The following is an 18,110-nucleotide window of genomic DNA, read 5'->3' as shown; positions in this document are numbered from 1 at the left end:
ATATTTAAAATTAATCTACACCATCTTCAGCTGGATCTCCTGCTTCAGTATCAACACTATTCAAGATAGATTGAATTGTATTTTGAACCTCTTCTGTTAGAAGGGAAACACTATCCGTAGCCAAGAGGTTTTCTTCAAGTTGTTCTATTTTAGAAGCACCTAAAATCATTGTACTAACATTAGGATTAAGTAAACACCAAGCTAATGACAATTTAGTCAATGAAATATCTAAGTCATCGGCAATGGGTTTCAATTGCCTTACTATATCTTGCCTTATTTTTCCTCTTTCAGATTCCATAACTCTTTTTTGGAGCCATTCATAACCTTTAAGTGTTGCCCTTGAGCCTTCTGGAATTTCATTAAGATATTTTCCAGTTAATACTCCAGAAGCTAATGGTGACCATATAGTTGTACCTAAACCATATTCTTTATATAGGGAGTCATACTCTATCTCAAATTTTTGTCTATCTAACATATTGTATTGGGGTTGCTCCATAGTGGGTGGAGATAAATGATTATTATGTGCAAAATCATAGGCTTCTTTTATTTGATCAGCTGACCATTCAGAAGTTCCCCAATATAAGACTTTACCTTGAGTAATTAAATTATGCATTGCCCAAACGGTCTCTCCAATAGGGGTTCTAGGATCAGGGCGATGACAGAAATATAAGTCTAAGTAGTCCACTTGAAGTCTATGCATAGCTTGATGACAGGCTTCTGTTACATGTTTTCTACTTAATCCCTTTTGAGTGGGAAGCGCACCAAAATTAGGTATTCTTCCGAACATAACTTTTGAAGAAACACAGTAACTGTCACGAGGTTTATTTAATTTTCTTAGTGCTTTACCCATAACTACCTCAGATTCACCAGCTTCATAAGCTTCAGCATTATCAAAAAAGTTAATACCTGCATCAAAGCAAATAGCAAACATTCTTTCTGCTAACCTCGTATCTACTTGATGATTAAAAGTTACCCATGAGCCAAACGATAGTTCAGAAAGTCTTAATCCTGATTTACCTAAATTTCTGTATTTCATTTATGTCTTCTTATTTTTTAATATAGTTTTAAGAAAAAAAAAGGAGCCAAGGCTCCTTTTTTTATTTTCCTTCTTTAGAAATTGTATCCTAAAGTAATACCCATGGTTCTAGGAGGATTTGTCATGCCTTCAGTAAAATTAGTCTGAAAAGTAAAAGGTGTTCCAAAAGAGAAACCTCCACTATAAGGATTGGATAAGAAGGCCAACTCTTGCTCGTCTAAAAGGTTTTTTACCCAGATAGTTGCTTCAAACATACCATTATCTGAAGTATATCCAGTCAGTAGATTAACAGTATTTAGTTCGCCTATTTCTCCTCCAGGAACAAGTCTATCAGTTCGTTCTCCGGCCATAGACCAAATTAGTCTTGCAAAGTAATTTCCTGCGCTATAGTCAGCCCAAAAATTTACTGTATCTTCAGGTGCGTTCGAAGCACTTTGGCCAGCAATACTTCCTGTAGCAGTTAGCAGTCCAACGTATGTTGGATCATTTATAGGGCCTATTGTGCCAGAATCATATTCCACAGTGACGCTCGCCAATGAACCACCCAAAGTCAATGAATCGCTCACTAAGTAAGCCCATTCCATTTCAAAACCTTCAGCAGTTGCATCCGCATTAAATGCAAGTCCACCTTGCATATTGGTCATGCTTTGAGTAGCTCTATCAAAGACTGTTATGTTATCTGCTTTGCCTTGATATCCATCAAATTCAGTTTCAAAATAAGATGCATTTATCATGAGTTTTCCATCCATCAGCGTGCTTTTAACACCTATTTCCATTAAATCACTCTCTTCATCTTGATAAACAAGCAACGATGGATCTATGGCAGTAGGGGTTATAGTAAGACCACCAGGTCTAAAACCACTGTCTAAGCTGACGTAGACCATAACATCCTCATTGAGGTTGTGTATAATCTTAAAGCTTTCTGTTGTAGATTCATTTTCACCATAAGCATCTGCATCAGCTATGGCATCTAAAGTACACATTCCAAGCCCACACAAGTAAGCCATACCCATATTAGTGTAGAGTGTTGTGAGGTCAGTTGTTTGCTTTTTAAAGAAATCCATTTCTTGATCTCTAACCCCAACTTGGATAGCTGTAGAATCTGTAATATTAAACTTCACATTAGCGAAGAAAGCATTAGTTTGTCTAGCTAGAGGTATGATGGTATCAACTTGAAAAAAAAGATGAGGGTAAGACGCACCCAATATATTAGCTTGAAAACCTGTAGTATCTACAGTAGCTAAAGTAAAGGTGTCCGTGTTATTAGTGTACGCTCCAACAACGTATTCAATTTTTCCACCAGGATCATTTGCAATACGAATTTCTCCATGTTTAGTTTCAGACGCTGTAGTTACTCGTTGATAATATCCCCCAGGGTAAAATTTACCAAAATCTCTATCAATAATAGTATCAGAGAGATTCTCTTTATCTGAACCAATTAAAGTTAAAGTATGACCAGCTAAGGAGTAATTTATAGTAAGTGTTGTTCTATCTAAATCATTTTCATCCATAGCTAATCCATTATGAATAGCAATTCCATCTTCCATACTTACAGTTCCAATAGGGCCTCCATAATATTGGCGATTATAGGAAGGTACTTTTATTCCAGCAGCTGCAGGTGAAAATTGAGATAAGAATCCTTTGGTCTGTGCAACTGCGGCAGGTGCAGAACCAGCTGATCCAGCTACGGGTCTTGGTTGGGTGTGAGAGATGTTAGCTTTTTCATAAACCAGTTGCATATCCAAGGCATCTGTTGGAGCAAATGTAAACGATAATCTTTGACTATCAATTTTTTTATTCTCTCTTTGCCCTGTCGTTACATTAAAAATTTCATGCCCATCATGTTCATTGACTACTCCAGCAAATCTCATAGCAAGACTACTAGTAAGAGGAATGTTTACGCCAGTTTTAATCAAAGTTCCATTATTATCTGCTATTGAACTTTCAACATAACCGCTCATTGCATCAGCAATTTCAGCTGACTTGGTATAGATATGAATAGCTCCTCCAGGAGAAGTAACACCTTGAAGCGTTCCTTGCGCACCTTTTAGAACTTCTATTCGCTCTATGTCATACAGTTCAAAGAAAGCTTCACCCGGTCTTACAGGCACTTCATTGACATAATTTTGTGCTAAGGCTACTCCTGACCAATCTGGGTCAGTAAAAAGGCCCCTGATTGAGACTGCTTTACGACGGGTATCGTACTCATTAAAGGTAGTTCCAGCAACAAGGCTACCTATTTCACTAAAATCTCGTATTTGGAAGTCTTCCATTACACTAGCAGTTAGAGCATTAACAGTAGCAGGAACATCTTGAACGTTTTCAGCTCTTTTCTGCGCAGTAACTACAATCTCTTCTAATTCTGCAGTAAATATGGACCCGCCGCTCATTAGCAAAGACAGTATTATTATGTGTTTTATTGATTTCATTTTCTCTCCCCAGTAAGTTAAAAATCTTAATAAATAAAGATATTTATAAAAAAATATTACTTTAATATTACACTTTTTGAGCAAATTGACCATTTTTTCATTTTTTTGGCAGGAATCTGCCAATAAGTTGGATAATTATATTTAGTTTAAAATCTGTGATGACATTCTTTTACAAATTTCATTAAATTCATTAATAGTCTCATTAATGATATCTTTAACAAGTTTTACTTGATCAATAAGCCCTACAGATTGTCCTGCAAGAGCAGGAGCCGCATTCATGTCACCTCCAAAATACAAGTCTTTTATTTTCGACATTGCCGACATTTCCATAATACCCTCTTCATAAATATCTTTAGTAAAATCTGTTTTTAAAGCTCTGATACACGGTTTTGACTTCTTATTAAGGATCCAAGTGCCTTGTTCATTGGATTTGAGTATGTAGTTTTTGAAATTATCATGAACAGGACTTTCTTTAGAAGAGACAAATCTTGTTCCCATTTGGATTCCTTCAGCTCCTGCAGCAAAAGCGGCAGCCATACCTATGCCATTCACTATTCCTCCGGCAGCAATCATAGGAAGATCAGTTTGTCTTCTAATTGATTGCAATAGAACACTTAGACCCACTTCTTCAGGGCTCTTAAAGCCTCCTCCTTCTGTTCCTTCTACTACAAGGCCATCCACTCCGGCATTAGCAGCTTTCATTGCTCCAGCAAGACTTGGTACTGCATGAAAAACTGTAATTCCAGCTTCTTTTAAGATATGAATGTATTTTGAAGGATCGCCAGCTGAAGTAGTAACAAACTTTATTTTTTCTTCTACAACAAGATCAATCATACTTTCGTCTTGTAGAAATAATAGTGGAAGATTTACGCCAAAAGGTTTATCTGTCATTTGAGACATAGCTTTAATTTCATTTTTGCAGTTTTCAACTTCACCAGAGGAAGTTTCTATTATTCCAAAACCTCCAGCATTAGATACAGCTGACGCAAGTTGACTTCTTGCTATCCATCCCATAGGGGCTTGAATAATTGGGTATTTACATCCTAATATTTTAGTGACTCTATTCATTTCTTCTCCTTAGATTTAGTTAGACCAGTAAATATATTCATCACCTTCCTCATACTTCTGTCCATCATATTTATCTATCATGGTTGGAACCTCATAGGCAGACGGAAATAAAGGTTCTTTTTGTTCTGAATTAAATTTTACTAAGAGCTCTTCAATTAAATTTGCTTCTTCAGCATGACTTTCAATGAGATTATTTTTTTCTAAGGGGTCCACTGAAGTATCAAATAACCAGCGCATATTTTCTTTTTTACTAATTATGTATTTCCATTCTTCGTGCAAGACAGACTGATGATTCCATGATCTCCAAAAAAGAGTTTTATGCGGCCGTGAAGAATTTTCATTTTTTATATACGGCAATAAATTCACTCCATTTAATTCATTTTTATTAGAGGATTCAGTTCTTGCAGCTGAAGCAATAGTAGAAAAAATATCAAAATGATGAATAGCACTATCGGATTTTTGTCCTGGACTAATTTCATTAGGCCAACTAATGATAAAAGGAACCCTTATTCCTCCTTCAAAAAAACTTATTTTCCAACCTCTGTAAGGTTTATTGATATCTTCTAATTCTATGTAATTAGCTCCACCATTATCACTAGTAAATATGATGAGAGTTTTGCCATATATATCTAAATCTTTTAACTTCTCAACAACCTTTCCAACACTTCTATCAAGTGCAGCTATCATTCCTGAGTAAACCCGAAGATTGTGGCCAGACATATGACTCATTTGTTGAACATCACTTCGCAATGCCTGAAGCGGATTGTGAATTGCCCAATGGCTCAAATATAAGAAAAAAGGTCTATTTTTATTATTTTCAATTACTTTTAATGCTTCGTCAGTATAGTAATCAGTCAGATATTTATCTGGTGCGAATAAATCGCCTCCATTAAACCTCGCCGAATATTGACCAATACCCCAGATCATTTTATCAATTCTTGTATCAAACTTGGCATTCACGATATCTGGATGATCTTCAGGTAAATACAGCGGTCCCACCATAGACAAAGAGTCTTGAAAGCCTTGACTGAGAGGATCCATGCCATAGGCATTACCAAGATGCCATTTTCCTATGTGTGCCGTGTAATATCCTGCATCTCGCAAAACCTCAGCAATAGTGATCTGTTCGGTGGGCATTCCTTGTTCCATATAAGGAGGAATTTTTGTTGCTACTTCTCTATCAATCCTTGCTTTAAGCTCTGAGTCATTCTCTTCTGCAAGCCAATTCATGATTAATCTTCCTGTAGCAGGAACAGGAGTGAATTCATATCCAAAGCTTGTTGGATATTTTCCCGTCATTATTGAAGCTCTAGATGGAGCACAAGTTGCATTTGCTGCATAACCTCTAGAAAACAAAATGCCGCTGCTTGCTAATGAATCAATATGAGGAGTTTGAAGAGATCCATCAGCCGCTCCGCCGTTATGCATGGATATATCGTTGTAACCCATGTCATCAGCCAAAATTAAGATTATGTTTGGTCTATCATCTTGACTGGCAACCTTAGGACCTTTGGGCCAAGAGGTTGGAATGTTTTCTTGTACAGGCATTGTGAAACTGGCTATCTTTGGTATAGACCAAATAAGAATATTTACTTTATATTCCCAGATTAAAAATCCTGAAATTACAAGTATCGGTAAAAAATAGGCTAGCTTTTTAATCATCTGTTAGCTGCACGATAATCCCTTCATTTGGGTTGATATTCCCTGCAACCACTTCTTCATAAGTGCTGGTAAAATTTTCTAAACTAGAGATTTCTTTGACCTGCATCCAATCTTTACTTTGCAACGCTCTGGCACTCATGAATAAGTTTGTTTTTTCGGCATAGCCATCATGACCCCAGTCTCCAATGCGTTTTTGAATATGAGCTGGGGCAAAAAAGAATTCAGTTCTTTCTTGCAACTCTGCTTGAGCTAGTGCCTCGTCTACAGACCCTCCTTTATCCCAATGGGTCATTCCTACTGTAAGGCATTTGAGCATTTTATCTCCCAAAGAGCCTTGAACTGAAGAGAGAACTGATTGATTACCTGACATGTCGACCATAACAGATAAATCTTTACTTATACGGCCTAAATCATCATAAGATATAACTTCGTCATAGCAGTCTAAACTCTCTACAAATTTGATATTATTCTTTGAAGTCAAACCCACTATCTTTGGTGAATCGTCTGTTTCTGCTAATCCTTGAGTTAGTCCTATAGCTGTCTTACTTGAAGCACTTACGATTATGATTTGAGATGCGCCTTCATAAGATTGAACTTCTAACGCATCACATAAACAAAAGGCGGTTATATGTAGAGGGAAGAGCAAGGCTCTAATATTGTCCATAGACGCATCATAATTTTCTTCAGAATTGAGTCTTACATAATTGTTATAAACGGGAGGTAGTTCTTGTCTATGTTCTTTACCATCAATGAAAGACTGAGGAGAGACTTTTATAGGTTTAACAATTAAAAAGTTTGCCGGTGGAAAATAACCAAAAACTCTTTCCCCTTGTTCAATCTCTTCATTGTTAGACATAACTACTTCAGCAAAACCCCAGACAGGAATACATCCCCATTCATTATTAGAATCCTCTGAGGGAGGAAAAAATTTCCAGTAACCAATGGCGTCACCCGCAACACCATAAGTAACATTATTTGCCGTGAAAGAAAATTTTTCTATTCTGACAAGAACTTCGTTTTCTCCGATATGATCGCCCTGTTTTTTTGAAACAATTCGGGTTTTGTTCAGGTCAGTTTTAAGTGTTTGTAATTCGTTCATATTATTTTTTAGTTATTCTTTTGTCGTGTAGAAAGAAAAAACATTGCCAGTAAGATAATCGTTACATAAGGAGCTAAAACATGACCGGGAGTTGGTCCATTAGAGTATTCTCCTGCAGCAATCAGATCTCCTGTCATTATGGGGTATAGAAAAGTCCTGGTTCCCCATTCGAGAATCCAAAATAAATACATTAAAGGTATTAATGATCTGTAACGAAAGATCACAATCCAGCAAACCGCACAGAATATAAGCTGCGCCAATCCCCAAATAGAAAAAAACATATATATAAGTGGCATAGGATCTGGATCGCCGGTTAACACCTTCAAATTAGCTATGCCATGCATGCCATATTCTTCAAATAACATATGAATGATAGAGCGCCAAGTCATTAGGCATACAAAAACAATAAAGAACCACATCGCAATCTTGGCACCTTGATAGTTATTGTTAGCTTCTAATGGGAGGATTGTATTAAGCATAAATATCTTCACTATTTGTTTCAATATTCAGTTGACCTTCGAGTCCCGCAATTCTATGTTGAGCACTTTTTATGTAGTCAGGATTGGAAATCATTTCCAACATAGCTTTTCTGCTAGGGTACATAGCTATTGCCACTGAATCCCATAGATCTTCAACTTCTCCTAACATAAGTCTTGTTACTCTTCCTCCATAAATGCCTTTACCTCCTACTTTTTGTAGATGCTCAACCACTTCTCTTCCATAAATTGCGTAGGCTTCCGCACCAGTAAGATTAGTCTCCCTTTTATCTGGATATGAAGCTTTTTCTTTAAATTTTAAAAGATTGATCATAAAAATAGGCTCATCATGACCTTCTTCAAGAAAATCCTTCATTTGTTTTTCATTAGGCATCACTGCGTTTTTTACTATCATAATGTTATTTCCTAATTAACTTGATTTATAAAATTTATGAGAATTTCAGATAATTCTTTAGGTCGAGTCCATTGGTAAAAATGTCCTCCTCCAATATGAGGTGCACTTTTAGCGTTAGGGCACATTTCTAAAACATCCTGTTCTATACCGTTTGTAACAGGATCGTCTCCTGCAAACACACTCAAGAAAGGTTTTTGCCATGTACCAAAAAAATCTCTCGCCTTTTTTTGCTCTTCTAAGGATTGATCAGGAATAATAGGCACATGGCTAGGCATAGCTCTCGGACCCATTTTGTAACTTGGGTCAGGGAATGGGGCATCGTAAGCTTTAGCTAAATCAGATTTAAAAGGCGATGAACCGCTAATGCTCAGCATAACGAAAATATAATTTAAAATGGTCGAAATAATTGAATTTTTACCCATTTGCTGTGACATCATAAAACCAGTTGGCAAGTCTACTGTATCCCAACAGAATTTTTGCCAATACATGAATTTCAATCCAGGATGTGTCTTCCCGCTGTCCATTTCTCTGACTTGTTTTGCCATAGAAAAAGGAGTCAATTTTAAGTTACTTTCTCTGAAGGCCCTTATTTCTTCAATAACTTCTTCTGGTGCTTCTGGGTTATAAGGCAGCCCAGTATTGCCCATTGAAACTTTTGTAAATCTTTCAGGTTCTCTAGCTACCATTCGGAGACCTATTAGGCCGCCCCAATCTTGGCCAAAGAAAGTTAAGTCTTGGAAATTATTAGCAACAAGCCAATCAACCATCCAATCCACTTGGTTTTGATAGCTATAATCATCCCTAGAAGCTGGCTTGTCAGATTTTCCATATCCGGGAAGATCAGGCGCAATAACTCTTATTCCAGCTTGTGTTAAAAAAGGAATCATTTTTGAATACAAGTAACTCCATACTGGCTGGCCATGCATGGCTAAAAGGATAGGGCCATCTTTAGGCCCTTCATCAATATGATGAATCCTTAAATCAGATCCATCTTTGGTTTTTATGTTGGTATAGTGAGGTTCAAACGGGTAATCTACAAGATTCTTAAATCTGTCATCAGGGGTTCTAAGTATTTTCATTTTTAGATGTTTATAATTATTGCAGGAGTAATTCGCAATCAGTACCTTCAAAGATACTAGAGATTTTTTCTTGATCACTTGGATTAAGAGATTGGTACTCCTCAATAATCCATCTCAGGCATTTACCTTGGTAATTAAAAGTTTGTTGATGCCATAGGCAATTGTCGATTTTTGCTTCCCACGTTTTATTTTTATTTTTTAAAGCTTTTGCATTTTCCAATAAGGCTGGCACATAAACTCGTCCTATTTCTGAAAGTAATGCTTGAAGACTATCAGGTAGAGACCCTATTTCAAGCCAATCATTTTCTTTTGGATCTAGTCCACTTTGGTCTTCCATGGTATTTACCCAAGCAATAGTTCTTGGAGAAATTTCATGTGCTATTTTTCTTGAAGTTGGATCAAAACCTATTAATTGAGTTAATTGCCCATAAATCGCAAAATCTGAAGAACTAGGCCTATATCCTAATAGGAAGGGAAATGATGCAAAGTGCTTTTCCATTATACTTAGAAAGCGTTTATAACTAGATTCAATAATTGGCGCAGTAGTTTCATTAGAGCCCACGACCCATAATCGATTAATTTGTCTTGGTCCAATATAATCTTTAAATTTTTTCCAAATTTCTTCAGTTAAAGTGACGTTATTGTTAAGTGGTAGAAGTTTAGCTGCATTTTCGGCATCTTCTTTGAGATGCCATCGATAATGAAACATGTATTTAGTAACCCACTCATCACCAAAATCTTCTAGCAAGAAGTTAATAAATTTTACTGCAGGATCATTAGGTATAACACTTCTTCCTGCCACTTCATTTTCTAGTCGTCTTATGATGGGTGTGGAGTCTGTAACTGCATTTATATTGCCAGCTTCGTCTGGAAGCAAGAAAGTAGGCAATAAGCCTGGTGAAGGCTTTTCTATATTCATTTGATCCAATATATTATTGGGATCGCCCCAAATAATAGTATGAGGAATATGACGGTAACGTAATAGAGCTACCATTTTTCGGGTGTAGGGAGATGGAGGAGCACCTATTAGTTTTAAAGGTCTTGGAAGAGTCATAATTTTATACTAAACTATTGACATATATTATGTCAATATGACAAAGTGTTACTTATGACATTCCAAGATAATCAAGAAGAAAATACAGATGGTCGGTTACTAAGAAGTCAGCAGTCGCATCAAGTAATCGGTGATGCAATGTTGTCTTTAATCCAAGAAGGGATCCTTATACCTACTGCTCAACAAGTGGCAGATCGTGCTCAGGTAGCAATTCGAACTGTGTTTAGACGATTTAAAGATATGGAAAGTTTATTTGAGACAATTCATCAAAAAGAAGTTGTTAAACACAGAAGGTACTTTTTAGATTTTGATGAGGGTTTAGAACTAGACAAGCGACTTTCTCTTTTAATTAAAATGCACTCAAAGGTGTATGAGGATATGAACTTTATGATCAAGGCTACTAAAGCTATGATGTGGCGTTATAAAGTACTAGAGACAAATTATAAGCAATCTCAAATAGATTTAAAAAAACATCTACAATATTATCTACAAGAATTATTAAAACAAGATGAAGAATCTCAACAATTAATTGAATTACTTCTTTCGTTTGAATCTTGGGAAAGACTAAGGGAGTTGCAGGGCATGAGTAAAAAAAAGGCTATCGAAGTTATAAGATTTCAAGTGAAAAAATTATTAGATGTAAAGACGCCATAATATTTAAGATAAGACAATATGTTTATGAAAAAAATACTTATTACTTTAGGCCTAGTTATCATTGTTGGTTTTATTATTTCAAGAATTCCAGCAGTAGAAGATAGGGTCGTTATAACGGCGGTTAGTAACTCTGTGCAAACTAGTAGTTTACCGGAAGAGGATGCACTCACAGCAGTTGTTTGTGGATCTCGATCTCCGATACCAAGTGAAGGAAGGGCTGAGGCTTGCATTATGGTTAGGGCCGGAGAAAGTATCTACCTTGTAGATACAGGAAATGGCAGTGCTGTTAACCTAAGGAAATGGAATGTACCTTTTAATAAAATAGAATCAGTCCTTTTTACTCATTTACATTCTGACCATATCTCTGATTTAGCAGATATCCACTTAGCGACATGGATAGCTCAGAAAAGAACTGATAAGTTGACAGTTTATGGACCAGAAGGCGTAGAGCTTGTTACTCAAGGGTTTGAGTCAGCTTATGGACCTGATTATTTTTATAGAAATTCCCATCATGGAGAGGAAATAGCCCCTTTAGATATTGTTGGCTTTGACCCTAAAACTATAGATTTGAATAACCCAGTTATTGTTAATAAAGAAGGTTTGAAGATTACTGCCTTTAAAGTACTCCATGATCCGGTTAAGCCAGCTCTAGGATATCGTTTTGATTATAAGGGCCGATCTTTGGTGGTAAGCGGAGATACTTCTTATAGTGAGAACGTCGTTAAATATTCAAAAGATGTTGATGTTCTTTTGCATGAAGCACAGTCTAATTATTTAGTAGGGATGATTCAGTCTTTTGCTATAAAGCAAGGAGCAACAATGAGAGCAAAAATAATGGAAGATATTATGACTTATCACACAACCCCATTGGAGGCTGCTGAGATAGCCAGCAAAGCTAATGCAAAACATCTAGTTTTTTATCATCTAACTCCTGCACCTAGAAATGAAATGATGGAAAGAATCTTTCTTAGAGGAGTTGATGATATTCGAGATGATTGGACGCTTTCCAAAGACGGGACAATGATAGTTCTCCCTGTTGACAGTGATGAGATTGATGTAACTAGTATTGACTAATTTTAGAAAGTGCTTTGTCAAGCCTATTCAAACCTTCATCTATATCTGAAGGCGGGATATTTAGTGCGGGAGCTAATCTTAGAGTGGAATTACCGGCAGTGACAGCTATGACACCTTCCTGATAACAAGAGTCTAAAGCGTCATTAGCAGAATTAATTTTAGTTAGATCGCAACCTATCCAAAGGCCTGCTGACCTTATTTCATTAAAACATTTGTATTTATCAGATATTTTTTTTAATCCCTGAAGCAATATTTCTTCTTTTTCTAATACGCTATCTAAGAGGTAGGGTTGTTTCACTATATTAACAACTCTAAGAGCTACTGCACACGCAATAGGGTTGCCCCCAAAAGTGCTGCCATGTGATCCTGGCTGAAGACAATTTGCAATATGTTTTTTTGTTAAAGTAGCGCCTATTGGAAAACCTCCTCCTAAGCCTTTAGCAGATGTAAGGATATCAGGTTCTATTCCATATTTAAGATAAGCGAATAGATATCCTGTTCTTCCTATGCCACTTTGGACTTCATCAAAAATTAAAAGAGCTCCATTTTGGCTACAAAGTTCTTTTAAGGTGTTTAAGAATTCTTGATTTGCAATTCTTATTCCAGCTTCTCCTTGAATGGGCTCTATAATTACTGCCGCAGTTTCTTTATCAATTGCATTCTTTATTTCTTCCAAATTATTAAATTCCAAGTGTATGACTCCTTCTGGTATAGGGCCAAAACCTTCTCTATGTTTTTCTGAACTGCCCAAGGCTATATTTAAAAGACTTCTTCCATGAAAAGAATTTGAAAAGGAGATAATTTTATTTCTATTCTCACCATTTGAATGGTGATACTTTCTTGCTAATTTAATTGCCACTTCATTGGCCTCTGATCCAGAATTAGAAAAAAATAGACTGTCTGCAAAAGTTAATTCAACTAAAGTATTGGCAAGGTCAATAGTTGGATTATTAACTAGGTAATTACTTGTATGCCATATTAAAGAGGACTGTTCATTTATAGCATTAACTAATTCAGGATGAGCATGACCAAGGGAATTGACAGCAATTCCTCCTCCAAGATCTATGTATTCTTTACCATTTTTATCCCACACCCTTGATCCCAATCCTCTTAAAGGAATAAAATCTGCAGGAGTGTAATTTGGGAACATGCCGTGTTTATATTCTGACATAACTCAGTTTTTAAATTTATATACCATATTTAATATGTATAAGTTTAATATTCTTTATTGATTCTATGTAACAATTATTTATGATTAATCTAAAAATAGACGCAAAAAAAAATATTTATAGGATTCTTTTGCAACCTAATCGCTCTATGACTTGGAAAAATAATCTAATTTTTCTCTTGGTAATCTTTGTTACCTGTTTTCTTATAGCTACCCTTTTTGCTTTTGCAGGAGCTACTCTTATTTTACCTTTTGCTGGATTAGAAGTTTTGTTGGTAGTAATTTGTGTATATCTAGTGGCGAATAAATCTAAAAAAAATGAAATTCTGACTTTAACTCCTGAAAAGTTAGTTGTAGAAAGGGGCAGTTATAACTCTAGAGAAGTAATAGAATATATTCGTTTATGGACCCAAGTAGAAATAGAGAAAACTATTCATCCTTGGTATCCATTGCATTTAGTGATCGCCTCAAAGGGTGAAAGAGTTCCAATAGGAGATTTTCTTAATGAAGAAGAAAAATTAGAGTTGATAGATAAGATGGAAGAAATTATTCTTAGTTTAAGAGGAAAAGAGTTAATTAAAGATTAATATAATTTTAAGACATGAGTAATGAAATAGTTCCAAAAGGTTATAAGAAGTTAGAGATCGCTCAACCACATATAGAAACTTTAGGGCCGGGTTATTATAAGAGGGAAGAGGATGGTCAGCTAGTTTTTGCTTTTTATGTGAAGCCAGAGAATTGTAATCAAGCAGGTTCTGCTCATGGAGGCATGTTAATGGCGATAGCAGACTATACTCTGGCAACTACTATTATGGAAGGACCAAGGAATCCTGTGGCTACTATTAGTTTTCATTCTGAATTTATAGCGCCGGCAAAGGTTGGTGAGCTACTGGAAGTCAAAGCTATCAGAACAAAATTAGGCACATCATTAGGTTTTTCTGAAGGTAAGATTAAGGTAGGAACAAAAATTATAATGAATTTTGGTGGTGTAATTAAAAAAATGGATAAAAAATGAATAAAGAATTAGACATAGTTATTTATGGAGCTACAGGATTTACAGGAAAATTATGTGTGAAGTATTTTTTAGAAAATTATAATGAAAAAGACTTTAAATGGGCTATAGCAGGTAGGAATTTCGAGAAGTTAGAGAATATCAATAAAGAGTTTGGTTCAAATCTAGAAATACTCTTAGCTGATTCTGATGATGAAGTTGCATTAGATAAAATTACAAAAAGGACTAAAGTTATTCTGTCAACTGCAGGTCCTTTTCATAGATATAGCTCAAAATTAGTTGCGTCTTGTGTGAATAATAAAACTCATTATACGGATATCACAGGTGAAAATTTTTGGGTCAAAGGACTTATAGACAAGCATCATGAGCAAGCAGCAGCTGAGGGGATAAGAATAGTTCCAAGTTGTGGATATGATTCTTTACCTTCAGATTTAGGAACGTATTTTGCAATTAAGGAGATGAACAAGCCTATTAAAAAGGTAGTTTCTTTTCATACTGGCCAAGGTGGAGTTTCTGGAGGTACGACAGAAACAATGTTTAGTATGGGAGATCTTAAATTAGGCAAGGAGATGCAGGACCTATTTTTATTAAATCCTGCAAAATCAACAAGTGATATACAAATCTCATCAACTTCTGACAGAGTAGGGGTTTCTAAAGACAAAGATATAAAATCTTGGTCAGGACCTTTTATTATGGCAATAGCTAACACCCGAGTAGTTAGAAGAAGCGCTGCATTATTTGCACAAAGACAAATGCCTTATGGAGAAGATTTTATATACACAGAAAAGGCTTCCTATAAGTCTTTTTTAAGCGCTATGATAGTTTCTATCACAACCATTTTGGGAGGTATTATCTTATTTACACCTTTAAGAAAGTTAATAAGACCTTTGTTACCTAAACCTGGTGAAGGACCAAGTGAAGAAGTTATGCAGAATGGTTTTTTTGAGTGTTTGTTATTAGTTGAAGCAGAAGATGGAGAAAAAAAGATTTATAGAATGTTTGGGAATGGCGATCCAGGATATAGGGTAACTTCAAAATTTGTTTGCGAGAGTGCGATTTCATTGACAAAAGATCTTGATAGATTGCCAGGTGGAGAAGGCTATGGAGGAGTTTTAACGGCATCTACCGGTCTTGGCAATATTCTTATTGAGAGACTTAAAAACGTCGAGATAATTTTTGAAGGCCCCATTAGTCCTTGATTTTTATATTCTAAACTTCTTAAGTTTTTTCGTGATTAATATTTTTTTTAGCTTAGCTCTGTCAGGAATACCTTTAACATAAGGAGGATAGGCTTCCCCTTGAATAAGGGGTAATAAATAATCTTTACAGGCTTTTGTTATGCCAAAACCTTTACTACTTATATATTTCTTAGGCATCTTTTTTTCAATATTAGCTATCTTATTGAGAGGAGCTTTTGAAATCCTCCAAGTATATTTTTTTCCTTTGCCTCTAACAATTATAGGCATGACTGCAGATTCTCCTTTTTCAGCATATTTAACGGCTGATTTTCCAACTTCATAAGCCTGATCTAGATCAACTTTAGAAGCAATATGTCTAGCTGAACGTTGAAGGTAGTCTGACACAGACCAGTGAAATTTATATCCTAAATTAGTATCAATTAAATTAGCTAAGAATGGAGCAACACCTCCTAGTTGTTTATGCCCAAAGGCATCTTGTTTTTCTGCTTCTGCTAAGAACTTACCATTTTTATACTGTGCACCTTCCGAGGCAACTATTACACAGTAACCTTCTTGAAGAACAGTTTTTTTAACTTTTTTTAAAAAGAGCGTTTTATTAAAAGGCACCTCAGGAAAGATTATGACGTGTGGAGGATCATTTTTTTTATCGGCAGCCAAACCAGCTGAAGCAGCTATCCAACCAGCATGTCTTCCCATTACTTCTAATATAAATACTTTGGTTGAAGTTTCAGCCATACTGGCTATATCTAAGCTAGCTTCGAGGGTAGAAGTGGCTACATATTTAGCAACAGATCCAAATCCTGGTGAATTATCTGTAAAAGGCAAATCATTATCAACAGTTTTAGGGATACCTATACATTGCACAGGCCAGTCAAGCTTGGCAGTTATTTCTGATATTTTATTTGCAGTATCTTGAGAATCTCCACCTCCATTGTAAAAAAAATATCCTATGTTATGAGCTTTAAAAACTTCAATTAATCTCAAATATTCTTTTTTTTGTTCCTTAAAATTTTTCAGTTTATATCGACAAGAACCAAATGCTCCACCAGGTGTGAAGAGAAGTTTTTCTATTTCTTTTACGTTTTCTTTACTTACATCATAAATTTCTTCTCTAAGAACGCCTAGAATTCCATTCTTAGCAGCGAATATTCTATTTATCTTTTTTGACTTAGAGACAGCTTGAATAACTCCAGTAGCGGTAGCATTTATAACCGAAGTTACTCCGCCTGATTGAGCATATATAGCATTTTTTTTATTCATAAAATCTTATGGTACTTAAAACTTCATTCAGTGGGAATCATGATCTTTAGTTATAATTGATTTAGTGAATAAAGAAAAGATACATTTTTTAGGAATTTGTGGGACTTTTATGGGAGGTCTAGCTCTTTTAGCTAGAGATAGAGGTTATGAAGTAAGTGGATGCGATGCAAATATTTATCCTCCTATGTCTAAGATATTGGAAGATCAAAAAATCAATCTAGTTCAAGGTTATGATCTAGATGATTTACCTGATGTCGACTTATATATTATTGGCAATGCCCTTTCCAGAGGTAATCCTTTAATAGAATTTTTATTAGATAACAAAAAAGAATTTCTTTCTGGCCCAGAATGGATGGCTAAAAATATTCTTCATGACAGAAAAGTTTTAGCTATTTCAGGAACTCATGGAAAGACAACAACTACCTCCATGTGTTCATGGATTCTTGATTATACAGGAATAGATGCAGGATTTTTGATAGCTGGAAAGCCAAAAAACTTTGATTCTTCTTCTAGGCTAGGTAGTCATGAAATCTTTATCATAGAGGCAGATGAGTATGACACTGCCTTTTTTGATAAAAGAGCTAAATTTGTGCATTATAATCCTGAGATTTTGGTAATAAATAATTTAGAATTTGATCACGCAGATATCTATAAGGACATAGGATCTATTCAAACCCAGTTTCATCATTTAATAAGAACTATGCCATCAAAAGGTCATATTCTGTTCCCAGAAAATGATGAAAATATTCAAGAAGTTATCTCTCAAGGAAGCTGGTCCAATATAGTTACTTATGGTGACCAAAAAATATCTGATTGGAATTATAAGGCAGTAAATGAAGATTTCTCCATTTTTGAGATCTCTTTTAAAGATAAAATACAAGAAGTAGATTGGAGCTTAATTGGAGAATATAATGCTCAAAATGCTTTAGTTTCAGTCATGGCTTGCAAAGAATTAGGGGTTCCTATTAAAAATTCTTGTGAAGCGCTTTCGACCTTCAAAGGTGTTGATAGAAGGTTAGATTTAATTTATCAAGACAATAATATTAGTATCTATGATGATTTTGCTCATCATCCGACTGCAATACGTAAGACTTTAAAAAGTTTGAAATCTAAATACCCTAATTCTAGAATAATAAGTCTTATTGAGTTGGGTTCAAACACAATGAGGAGTGGATTACATGATGAAGAATTGAATAATTCTATAATTGACTCTGATCTGGTATTTTGGAAAAGTAAAAACTTTGATCAAGAAGATAGACTGATTAAAGAGAATAAAAGTAAATGTAAAAAGATTAAAGATAATGAAGAGTTTATAGCTAGCTTTGTTTCTGAATTAAAGAATGGAGATATTGTAGTCTTTATGTCTAATGGAAATTTTTCATCTCTTGGTAATCGTATTATTAATAGATTGAATTAGATTTGAAT

At 35.3% G+C, this 18,110-nt stretch carries 17 protein-coding genes; 6 read left to right on the top strand and 11 right to left on the bottom strand.

Annotation, left to right across the window (positions count from 1 at the left end; all coding sequences use genetic code 11):
• Window positions 1–10: 10 nt before the first annotated feature.
• The 9 genes from P8J93_06050 to P8J93_06010 all read right to left on the bottom strand — a co-directional run bounded on the left by P8J93_06050 (window position 11) and on the right by P8J93_06010 (window position 10,318).
• Window positions 11–1,036 (bottom strand): aldo/keto reductase, encoded by a 1,026-nt coding sequence (locus P8J93_06050; protein ID MDG2061357.1) that lies wholly within the window; start codon window positions 1,034–1,036, stop codon window positions 11–13.
• Window positions 1,037–1,110: 74 nt separating this feature from the next.
• A complete protein-coding gene (locus P8J93_06045) occupies window positions 1,111–3,465 on the bottom strand; it encodes a TonB-dependent receptor (protein ID MDG2061356.1) in 2,355 nt (784 codons plus the stop codon).
• 141 nt (window positions 3,466–3,606) lie between these two features.
• A complete protein-coding gene (locus P8J93_06040) occupies window positions 3,607–4,533 on the bottom strand; it encodes a nitronate monooxygenase (protein MDG2061355.1) in 927 nt (308 codons plus the stop codon).
• A 15-nt stretch (window positions 4,534–4,548) separates the two neighbouring features.
• Complete coding sequence (locus P8J93_06035) at window positions 4,549–6,195, bottom strand: sulfatase-like hydrolase/transferase (GenBank protein MDG2061354.1); 1,647 nt, start codon at window positions 6,193–6,195, stop codon at window positions 4,549–4,551.
• Complete coding sequence (locus P8J93_06030; protein MDG2061353.1) at window positions 6,188–7,294, bottom strand: DUF2855 family protein; 1,107 nt, start codon at window positions 7,292–7,294, stop codon at window positions 6,188–6,190. The genes P8J93_06035 and P8J93_06030 overlap by 8 nt, the downstream gene beginning before the upstream one ends.
• An 8-nt stretch (window positions 7,295–7,302) precedes the next feature.
• Window positions 7,303–7,773 carry a hypothetical protein gene (locus P8J93_06025; GenBank protein MDG2061352.1) on the bottom strand — a complete coding sequence of 157 codons (471 nt, stop codon included), beginning with the start codon at window positions 7,771–7,773 and terminating at the stop codon, window positions 7,303–7,305.
• Window positions 7,766–8,185 carry a DUF1330 domain-containing protein gene (locus P8J93_06020; protein MDG2061351.1) on the bottom strand — a complete coding sequence of 140 codons (420 nt, stop codon included), beginning with the start codon at window positions 8,183–8,185 and terminating at the stop codon, window positions 7,766–7,768. The genes P8J93_06025 and P8J93_06020 overlap by 8 nt, the downstream gene beginning before the upstream one ends.
• Before the next feature lie 11 nt (window positions 8,186–8,196).
• Window positions 8,197–9,264 (bottom strand): haloalkane dehalogenase, encoded by a 1,068-nt coding sequence (locus P8J93_06015; GenBank protein MDG2061350.1) that lies wholly within the window; start codon window positions 9,262–9,264, stop codon window positions 8,197–8,199.
• A 16-nt stretch (window positions 9,265–9,280) separates the two neighbouring features.
• The gene (locus P8J93_06010) at window positions 9,281–10,318 is read right to left on the bottom strand and encodes a glutathione S-transferase N-terminal domain-containing protein (protein MDG2061349.1); all 1,038 of its coding nucleotides are present in this window, start codon (window positions 10,316–10,318) and stop codon (window positions 9,281–9,283) included.
• A 54-nt stretch (window positions 10,319–10,372) separates the two neighbouring features.
• On the opposite strand from P8J93_06010, the gene P8J93_06005 reads away from it, so the two are divergent.
• Window positions 10,373–10,972 (top strand): TetR family transcriptional regulator, encoded by a 600-nt coding sequence (locus P8J93_06005; protein MDG2061348.1) that lies wholly within the window; start codon window positions 10,373–10,375, stop codon window positions 10,970–10,972.
• Between the two features lie 24 nt (window positions 10,973–10,996).
• Window positions 10,997–12,046 (top strand): MBL fold metallo-hydrolase, encoded by a 1,050-nt coding sequence (locus P8J93_06000; protein ID MDG2061347.1) that lies wholly within the window; start codon window positions 10,997–10,999, stop codon window positions 12,044–12,046.
• Here the strand turns inward: P8J93_06000 and P8J93_05995 are convergent.
• Window positions 12,033–13,217: an acetylornithine/succinyldiaminopimelate transaminase gene (locus P8J93_05995; protein MDG2061346.1), complete on the bottom strand. Its 1,185-nt coding sequence runs from the start codon at window positions 13,215–13,217 to the stop codon at window positions 12,033–12,035. The two genes, P8J93_06000 and P8J93_05995, sit on opposite strands and share 14 nt — an antisense overlap.
• An 80-nt stretch (window positions 13,218–13,297) precedes the next feature.
• Here P8J93_05995 and P8J93_05990 point away from each other — a divergent pair, with 80 nt between their 5' ends.
• Genes P8J93_05990 through P8J93_05980 form a run of 3 tightly spaced genes read left to right on the top strand, consistent with a single transcriptional unit; the run spans window position 13,298 to window position 15,425 of the window.
• Window positions 13,298–13,801, top strand: a complete 504-nt coding sequence (locus P8J93_05990) for a DUF2244 domain-containing protein (GenBank protein ID MDG2061345.1) — start codon at window positions 13,298–13,300, stop codon at window positions 13,799–13,801.
• Window positions 13,802–13,815: 14 nt separating this feature from the next.
• The gene (locus P8J93_05985) at window positions 13,816–14,229 is read left to right on the top strand and encodes a PaaI family thioesterase (GenBank protein MDG2061344.1); all 414 of its coding nucleotides are present in this window, start codon (window positions 13,816–13,818) and stop codon (window positions 14,227–14,229) included.
• Window positions 14,226–15,425 (top strand): saccharopine dehydrogenase NADP-binding domain-containing protein, encoded by a 1,200-nt coding sequence (locus P8J93_05980; protein MDG2061343.1) that lies wholly within the window; start codon window positions 14,226–14,228, stop codon window positions 15,423–15,425. Before P8J93_05985 ends, P8J93_05980 begins: the two co-directional genes overlap by 4 nt.
• A 3-nt stretch (window positions 15,426–15,428) precedes the next feature.
• Here P8J93_05980 and P8J93_05975 read toward each other — a convergent pair whose 3' ends face one another.
• A complete protein-coding gene (locus tag P8J93_05975) occupies window positions 15,429–16,685 on the bottom strand; it encodes a 6-phosphofructokinase (GenBank protein MDG2061342.1) in 1,257 nt (418 codons plus the stop codon).
• A gap of 64 nt (window positions 16,686–16,749) precedes the next feature.
• Here P8J93_05975 and mpl point away from each other — a divergent pair, with 64 nt between their 5' ends.
• On the top strand, window positions 16,750–18,102 hold the full coding sequence (gene mpl, locus P8J93_05970) for a UDP-N-acetylmuramate:L-alanyl-gamma-D-glutamyl-meso-diaminopimelate ligase (GenBank protein MDG2061341.1): 1,353 nt from the start codon (window positions 16,750–16,752) through the stop codon (window positions 18,100–18,102).
• Window positions 18,103–18,110 lie beyond the last annotated feature (8 nt).

This window comes from SAR86 cluster bacterium (genome assembly GCA_029268615.1).
GTDB lineage: Bacteria > Pseudomonadota > Gammaproteobacteria > Magnimaribacterales > Magnimaribacteraceae > JAQWNM01.
The sequence above is the reverse complement of the archived record's forward strand: the minus strand, read 5'-3'. Positions and strand labels throughout refer to the sequence as shown.